We start from the raw sequence: 7,792 nt of genomic DNA on the forward strand, positions 1-7,792 counted from the left end.
TTGTGACTGCATAGATGTAAATGTTAAAAACAGGCTTGTCAATATAATTATTTTTCTCATTTTTTTAGTTTTGCGCTTTGTCTTTAGATGGAATGTAATCAAGAATTAATCGTTGGTTTGCATTTAAATATTTATTTGCAACATCTTTAATTTCCTCTCTTGTAATAGATCTGTAAATATCGGCTTCGGTATTAATTAAATTTACATCGCCGTAAAGCATGTAGTAAGTTGCCAAGTTTGATGCGACACCTTCAATAGTTGCATTATTATCTACAAATTGGTTTTCATATTTATTTTGGAGTTTTTGAAAATCCTTTTCAGAAATTAATTCAGTTTGCAATTTTACAATTTCTTCATCAACTTCTTTCAATAAATCTGTCATCGTATTTTTTCCCAACGGCAATCCATATAATATGTATAAACCATGATCTTCTTGAGAATAATTAAAAGCACCTATTTGTAATGCCATTTTTTTATCGTCTACCACTTTTTTATATAATTTAGAACTTTTACCATCGCTCAAATAAGTAGAAATCAAATCAAGCACTCTAGCTTCACGAGTTTTCATTGATGGCGTTCTATAAGATGCCACCATCATTGGAATTTGAATATTTGAATCTTGATAAGTTGCTTTCAATGTTTGAGAAATTGGTTCTTCTACGAAAGTTTCTCTTTTAATATCTGCACCACGTTTAATTCCTCCAAAATATTGTTGTACCCATTTGGTAGCGTTGGCAAACTCAAAATCGCCTGCTACAACCAAAACAGCATTGTTTGGCACATAATATTTGGCATTAAAATCTTGAAATTCTTTTAAAGTTGCGGCATCAAGATGTTCCATGGAACCAATAGTTGCCCAACGGTAAGGATGCTTTACAAACATGTTCTTTTTAACTTCTGCCAGAAGATTTCCGTAAGGCTGATTGTCAACACGAAGTCTTTTCTCTTCTTTAACAACTTCATTTTGAGTATCGACTCCAATTTTATTGATAACAGGATGCATCAATCTTTCAGATTCCATCCACAATCCTAGTTCTAAGTTGTTTGAAGGAAATACTTCGTAATAATAAGTTCTATCATCGGAAGTATTGGCATTGTTAACACCACCATTTGCGGTGACAATTTTAAACCATTCGCCCCGAGCGATATTTTTTGTGCCTTCGAACAATAAATGTTCAAAAAAATGAGCAAAACCAGTACGATTTGGAGTCTCATCTTTTGAACCTACATGGTACATCACAGAAGTGATGACCACTGGAGCAGATTTGTCCTGATGCAAAATAACGTGCATTCCGTTGTCTAGTTTGTATTCCTGAAACTCAACATTTTGAGCAGTCGCAGTTCCGCCAAGCAGAAATAATGAACTTATTGCCATTAACGATTTTTTCATATTAATTAGTAATTTGTTTTCAATTAGTATTTTATTTAAATAATTGTTACGCCAAATATACTTTATTTTCATATTTCTATAAATCATTTAACCATTTTTTATAAAATGTTGTAGAATTCAACCAGAATAATTTTTTTTAGACTCAAGTTGCGGATATGAAAAATAATTGTATATTTGCACACTTAAAAAATTAATTAAACATCATTGTTATGTACGCAATCGTAGAGATAGCAGGGCAACAATTTAAAGTAAGCAAAGACTTAAAGGTTTATGTTCACCGTTTATCTGATGAAGAAGGTTCAAAAATTTCTTTTGAAAAAGTTCTTTTATTGGATGATAATGGCACAATCACTTTAGGCGCCCCAGCTATAGAAGGTGCTTCTGTAGAAGCCAAAGTGTTACAACACTTAAAAGGAGATAAAGTAATCGTTTTCAAGAAGAAAAGAAGAAAAGGTTATAAAAAGAGAAACGGTCACAGACAGTATCTTACTCAAATTGTAATTGAAAGCATATTGGCTACAGGCGGTAAAAAATCTGCTCCAAAAGCGGAAAAAGCTGTTGAAGTAAAAGCGCCAAAAGCAGAAAAAATTGTGGAAGCGAAAGCAGAAACTAAAGCTCCAAAAGCTAAAGTAGCAAAAGCTGATGATTTGAAAATCATTGAAGGTATTGGACCAAAAGCTGCTGAAGTATTGGTAGCTGCAGGAATTGATACATTTGCAAAATTAGCTAAAGCTAAAGTAGCAAAAATCAATGAAATTTTAGATGGTGCTGAAGCTAAAGTTCAACATTTAGATCCAACTACTTGGGCACAACAAGCACAACTTGCTGCCGATGGTAAAATGGACGAATTAAAGAAATTGCAAGATGAATTAAACAACGGTAAAGCTGTTTAATTAATTATTAACTTATAAAACCAAAACGTCATGGCTCACAAGAAAGGTGTCGGTAGTTCGAAAAATGGTAGAGAATCAGAATCAAAACGTTTAGGCGTTAAGATTTATGGTGGTCAAGCTGCAATAGCTGGAAATATCATTGTTAGACAAAGAGGTTCTAAACACAACCCAGGAGAAAACGTTTACATGTCTAAAGATCACACTTTGCATGCAAGAGTTCCTGGAGTAGTGAAATTTCAGAAAAAAGGTGAAAACAAATCTTATGTCTCTGTAATTGCTTTTGAAGCTTAGTCTATACTAACTTATAGTTTACAAAACGCCCAAGTAATTGGGCGTTTTTTTGTTTAACACAAATTTCACAAATTTTTTAAGACTCAAATTTGTGATAATTCGAGAAATTCGTGTTTATTTAATACCTTTGTATTCAATTATTTTTTATGAGCAAAATTAGAATTACCAAGCAATTTAGTTTCGAAACTGGTCACGCCTTATATGGTTATGATGGTAAATGTAAAAATGTTCACGGACACAGTTATAAACTTTCGGTAACTGTTATTGGCACGCCCATATCTGATAGAAACAATGTAAAATTTGGTATGGTAATCGATTTTTCTGACTTAAAAAAAATAGTCAAAGAAGATATTGTCGATGTTTTTGACCATGCCACGGTTTTTAATGGCACAACCCCACACGTAGAATTAGCAAACGAACTCAAATCACGCGGACATGAAGTAATTCTTGTAGATTATCAACCCACTAGCGAAAACATGGTGATAGATTTTTCTGAAAAAATAAAAAAGAGATTGCCAGAAAACATTCAATTGTATTCTTTGCGATTGCAGGAAACAGAGACCTCTTTTGCAGAATGGTTTGCGGAGGATAATTAATAAAAAAAGACTGCTTTTCAGCAGTCTTTTTTTGTATCTATAAAATAATTAAACCACTCCCTGACCTAACATAGCATCTGCAACTTTTACGAAACCAGCAATATTTGCTCCTTTTACATAATCGATATAGCCATTTTCTTCAGAACCATATTTTACACATGAAGCGTGAATGTTTAACATAATATTTTTAAGTCTTTCATCCACTTCTTCTGAACTCCAAGACAAACGCAATGAATTTTGAGACATTTCAAGCCCAGATGTTGCTACACCACCAGCATTTGAGGCTTTTCCTGGTGCAAATAAAATTTTTGCGTTTTGGAAAACAGTAACAGCTTCTGGTGTTGAAGGCATATTTGCACCTTCAGCAACACAAATACAACCGTTTGCAACAAGCATTTTGGCTTCTTCTTCATTCAGTTCGTTTTGGGTAGCGCAAGGCAAGGCAATATCGCATTTAACTTCCCAAGGACGTTTTCCAGCAATGTATTTTGCACTTGGGTATTTTTTTAAATAATCACTGATACGACCATAGTTTACGTTTTTAATTTCCATAACATATGCCAATTTTTCGGCATCAATTCCAGCTTCGTCATAAATGTATCCAGCAGAATCTGACATTGTAACTACTTTTCCACCCAATTGTGTTGCCTTTTCGGCAGCATATTGTGCTACATTTCCTGATCCAGAAACTACAACTGTTTTTCCTGTAAAGCTAGTTCCTTTGGTTTGCAACATACTTTGTGCAAAATACACATCGCCATAGCCTGTTGCTTCTGGACGAATAAGTGAACCTCCAAAAGAAATTCCTTTTCCAGTTAAAACGCCTGTAAACTCATTTCTTAAGCGTTTGTATTGACCAAACATATAACCTACTTCACGACCACCAACGCCAATATCTCCAGCAGGAACGTCGGTATTTCCACCAATATGTTTAGATAATTCAGTCATAAATGATTGACAGAATTTCATGATTTCATTGTCTGATTTTCCTTTTGGATCAAAATCTGCTCCACCTTTTCCACCACCCATTGGCAATGTTGTCAAACTATTTTTGAAAGTTTGTTCGAAAGCTAAAAACTTCAAAATACTTAAATTTACTGATGGATGAAAACGAATTCCACCTTTGTACGGACCAATAGCTGAGTTCATTTGGATTCTATACCCACGATTTACTTGTGTATTTCCAGAGTCATCAAGCCAAACCACCCTGAACATAATAATACGTTCTGCTTCGACCATTCTTTCCAAAAGCATTTTGCCTTCATATTTTTTATTTTTTTCAATAAAAGGAATTACAGTTTCTGCAACCTCTTTAACTGCCTGCATAAATTCAGGCTCATTTGGATTTCTTTTACCTACTGCTTCGATGAAAGCATCAATACTTTGTGACATGAGTTATAGATTATTAACGTTTAATGCAAACGTTTTCGTTACGAACAGCAAATATACATTTTATAAAAATATAGCCAAGAAAATTTATATTTAAACTTATCATATGTTATTAAATGTATCAATTTTAAGTTTTTTTTATGTTTTGTTGCCGAAGTGTTTGTTGTTTTTATATATTTGTTGTATAATGATTTAAATATACAATTATGCCCAAATTATTTAATCTAATAATTTTGTTTACCATAGGATCAATTAGCATATCTCATGCTCAATTTGGAAATTTTTCCCATGAAGTTGGTATAATTGCTGGACCTGTCGCATTTCAATCAGATTACGGAGAAAGAAATGATTTTAAAACCAACTCAGGAAACACTGGTTTTGGAATAGGATTAATTCATTATCTTAATTTCTCATACAAAGCTGATTGTAGCTGTTATACTCCTGAAACCTATTTTAATGATCATTTTAAATTAAGAACAGAATTGTCTTTCAATAAAACAAAGTTGAATCATTTTGGAAAATATGTTACCCCAGAAAAAGTGGCAAATTCTAATTTTGCTAAACAATTGAAAGCAATGGAAGGCAGTACATCTGTTACCAATATTGGAATGCAAATTGAATTTCATCCTTGGAGTATCAGAGAATTTACAGCAACAACTGGAGGTTTTGCACCGTTCGTAAGTTTGGGTGGGCAGTTTAGTTTTTACACACCAACGGCAAAATCAAGTTTAGGCCCTCTGGGAACTTCCTTAACAACCCCACAAAAATATTTGGATCCTTCAGATGGTGAAAAATTTGGATTTACCAATAAAAGCGGCACGGTTTTTTCAATAGTTTCAAGTGTAGGTACACGTTATAAATTAACACCATTGTCTGACTTGATTCTTGATTTGCGCGTACAATATTATTTTTCAAACTGGGTTGATGGATTAAATCCTAATCCAGATGTTTACAAAGAAAACAGAGCAAATGACTGGAATTTATGGTTAAATTTTGGATATATATATTATTTGTAATCTAATATTTCAAATAAAAAAAGGGCTGTAAAAATATTTTTACAGCCCTTTTTTTATAATTATAATTTTATTGTAGTGCTTGTTTTAAGTCATCAATTAAATCATCAATATCTTCAATGCCAACACTTAGTCTTACCAAATCATCTGAAATTCCAATTTCTTTTCTTTTATCTTCTGGAATCGAAGCGTGGGTCATCAAAGCTGGATGATTTGCTAATGATTCCACACCACCCAGAGATTCTGCCAATGTAAAAACTTTTACTTTTTCTAAAAATGAAATCGCATCTTCTTTTTTGCCAGATTTGAATGTAAAGGTCACCATACCACCAAAACCGCCAATCATTTGTTTTTTTGCAATTTCATGGTATGGATGCGATGGCAATCCTGGATAATAAACCCTTTCTACCTTTGGATGATTCAATAAAAAATCAGCAACTTTCACCCCATTTTCGCAATGACGTTGCACACGAAGATGCAAAGTTTTTATACCGCGTAAAATCAAAAATGAATCCATGGGACCCAATGTTGCACCAGTAGCAAACTGTTGAAAATGCAATTGATCGCCAAGTGCTGCATCTTTTACTATCAAAGCTCCAGCAATTACATCTGAATGTCCGCCAAGGTATTTGGTCGCAGAATGCATAACAATGTCTGCACCTAAATCAAGTGGCTTTTGCAAATAAGGTGTTGCAAAAGTATTATCGACAGCAAACAGTATTTTTTTAGCTTTTGTAATTTTTGCGATTTCTTGAATGTCAGCCAATTTCATTAATGGATTTGTTGGTGTTTCGACCCAAACCAATCTTGTATTTGAATTGATTAATGATTCAAATTTTGGTAAATCATTCATATCCGTAAAATGGAAAATTATTCCTGAATCTTTGTATATACGAGTGAACATTCTATAAGTTCCACCATATAAATCGTCCATGGCAATAACTTCATCGCCCGCTTTTAGACCTCTCAAAACACAATCTGTTGCTGCCAATCCTGATGAAAAAGCCAGTCCGCGAACGCCATTTTCGATACTTGCCAATGCATTTTCAAGGGCAGATCTGGTTGGATTTGCTGCGCGACTGTATTCATAATCTGGGTTTAAAGGTTTCCCGGGACTTGTTTGAACAAACGTTGAAGTTTGGTAAACTGGCGGCATAACTGCTCCTGTACTTGGATCATGATGTTGCCCGCCGTGTATAGTTTTTGTGTTGAATTTCATTTTTTAAAATATTTATACAAATATAACAAGATTATATGAATTTTTTAATTTGAAGCATGATGCCAAAATGAACTCCTTCATGAAAATTGTTAAAAGCTATTGCATCCAAAGCGTCATTGATAGTAAACCCAGTACTTTTTGTAGTATATGGTTGATAATTTATAAAAAAATCTGGTTTGCCAAAATCCTCCTTTGTTTTTATAACAGATGATAATAATAATACTTTCAACTCATCAACTTCATTTTGTGAAGTTTTGCCAGTAGGAAATGAGCCATTGACATAGGTTTCTTCCATTTCTTTGGAAACTATTAATGGCAAACCCGATAATTTGTAGACTAAAATTTGTTGTGTCACTACAATGTGACCAATATTCCAAACAATATTATTGCTAAAACCTTTTGGAATTTTATTTAATTGTTCTAGTGAAAATGATTCTAATAATCGTAAATAAACGTTTCTATTGTTTTCAAATATCCGCAAAGCAGTTTCCATAAAATTTTAATTTTTTTATAAAAATACAGAATATAACCTTCAAATGAATTTTCTTTGCAATTAGAAATTTTAAAAATCATGAATAAAATATATTATCTAGCTTCCTGTGATACATGTCGGAAAATCATCAAATCTTTACCAAAAAATATTTCTTTAGAATTTCACGATATCAAACAAAATCCGATTACAACGGAAGAATTAGAGAAAATGAAAATGCTTTCAGGCAGTTATGAAGCACTTTTTAGCAAAAAAGCACAGTTGTACAAATCGATGGATTTAAAAAACAAATCGTTAACCGAAGATGATTATAAAAAATACATTTTGGAACATTATACTTTTTTAAGCCGACCAGTATTTATTATAAATGACAAAATTTATATTGGAAATACGCAACAAAATATGCTACAAGTCATGAAAGCGTTTGGCAATGTCTAAAAGAAATTTTGCACTAATTGGCGCCACAATTGTTTCTATAATTTATGGTGTGACTTTTACGATTGCCAAAGAT

Annotated in this window: 9 protein-coding genes; 5 read left to right on the forward strand and 4 right to left on the reverse strand. The window is 32.9% G+C overall.

Features of this window, described 5'->3' with window-relative positions:
- Positions 1-64: 64 nt before the first annotated feature.
- Entirely contained in the window at positions 65-1,390 is a 1,326-nt protein-coding gene (locus RMN92_RS00275; RefSeq protein WP_309607456.1) for a pitrilysin family protein, read from the reverse strand.
- 209 nt (positions 1,391-1,599) lie between these two features.
- Here RMN92_RS00275 and rplU point away from each other — a divergent pair, with 209 nt between their 5' ends.
- The 3 genes from rplU (at position 1,600) to RMN92_RS00290 (ending at position 3,170) form a co-directional block, all read left to right on the forward strand.
- On the forward strand, positions 1,600-2,283 hold the full coding sequence (rplU, locus tag RMN92_RS00280) for a 50S ribosomal protein L21 (RefSeq protein WP_309607457.1): 684 nt from the start codon (positions 1,600-1,602) through the stop codon (positions 2,281-2,283).
- Positions 2,284-2,313: 30 nt separating this feature from the next.
- Positions 2,314-2,574: a 50S ribosomal protein L27 gene (gene rpmA, locus RMN92_RS00285; protein WP_309607458.1), complete on the forward strand. Its 261-nt coding sequence runs from the start codon at positions 2,314-2,316 to the stop codon at positions 2,572-2,574.
- A gap of 146 nt (positions 2,575-2,720) precedes the next feature.
- Positions 2,721-3,170: a 6-carboxytetrahydropterin synthase gene (locus tag RMN92_RS00290; RefSeq protein ID WP_309607459.1), complete on the forward strand. Its 450-nt coding sequence runs from the start codon at positions 2,721-2,723 to the stop codon at positions 3,168-3,170.
- 48 nt (positions 3,171-3,218) lie between these two features.
- On the opposite strand, the gene gdhA is transcribed toward RMN92_RS00290, so the two are convergent.
- Positions 3,219-4,562 carry an NADP-specific glutamate dehydrogenase gene (gdhA, locus tag RMN92_RS00295; protein WP_309607460.1) on the reverse strand — a complete coding sequence of 448 codons (1,344 nt, stop codon included), beginning with the start codon at positions 4,560-4,562 and terminating at the stop codon, positions 3,219-3,221.
- Between the two features lie 203 nt (positions 4,563-4,765).
- Between gdhA and RMN92_RS00300 the strand changes: the two genes are divergently transcribed.
- A complete protein-coding gene (locus RMN92_RS00300) occupies positions 4,766-5,575 on the forward strand; it encodes a THC0290_0291 family protein (RefSeq protein WP_309607461.1) in 810 nt (269 codons plus the stop codon).
- A 67-nt stretch (positions 5,576-5,642) separates the two neighbouring features.
- Here the strand turns inward: RMN92_RS00300 and RMN92_RS00305 are convergent, their stop codons facing one another.
- Together RMN92_RS00305 and RMN92_RS00310 are read right to left on the reverse strand one after the other, a co-directional pair.
- On the reverse strand, positions 5,643-6,791 hold the full coding sequence (locus tag RMN92_RS00305; protein ID WP_309607462.1) for a cystathionine gamma-synthase: 1,149 nt from the start codon (positions 6,789-6,791) through the stop codon (positions 5,643-5,645).
- A gap of 31 nt (positions 6,792-6,822) precedes the next feature.
- Complete coding sequence (locus RMN92_RS00310) at positions 6,823-7,284, reverse strand: DinB family protein (RefSeq protein WP_309607464.1); 462 nt, start codon at positions 7,282-7,284, stop codon at positions 6,823-6,825.
- 78 nt (positions 7,285-7,362) lie between these two features.
- Here RMN92_RS00310 and RMN92_RS00315 point away from each other — a divergent pair, with 78 nt between their 5' ends.
- Positions 7,363-7,719, forward strand: a complete 357-nt coding sequence (locus RMN92_RS00315) for an ArsC/Spx/MgsR family protein (protein ID WP_309607465.1) — start codon at positions 7,363-7,365, stop codon at positions 7,717-7,719.
- The last annotated feature ends 73 nt before the right edge of the window (positions 7,720-7,792 follow it).

Origin of the sequence: Flavobacterium sp. (genome assembly GCF_031363805.1) — a bacterium.
Lineage (GTDB): Bacteria > Bacteroidota > Bacteroidia > Flavobacteriales > Flavobacteriaceae > Flavobacterium.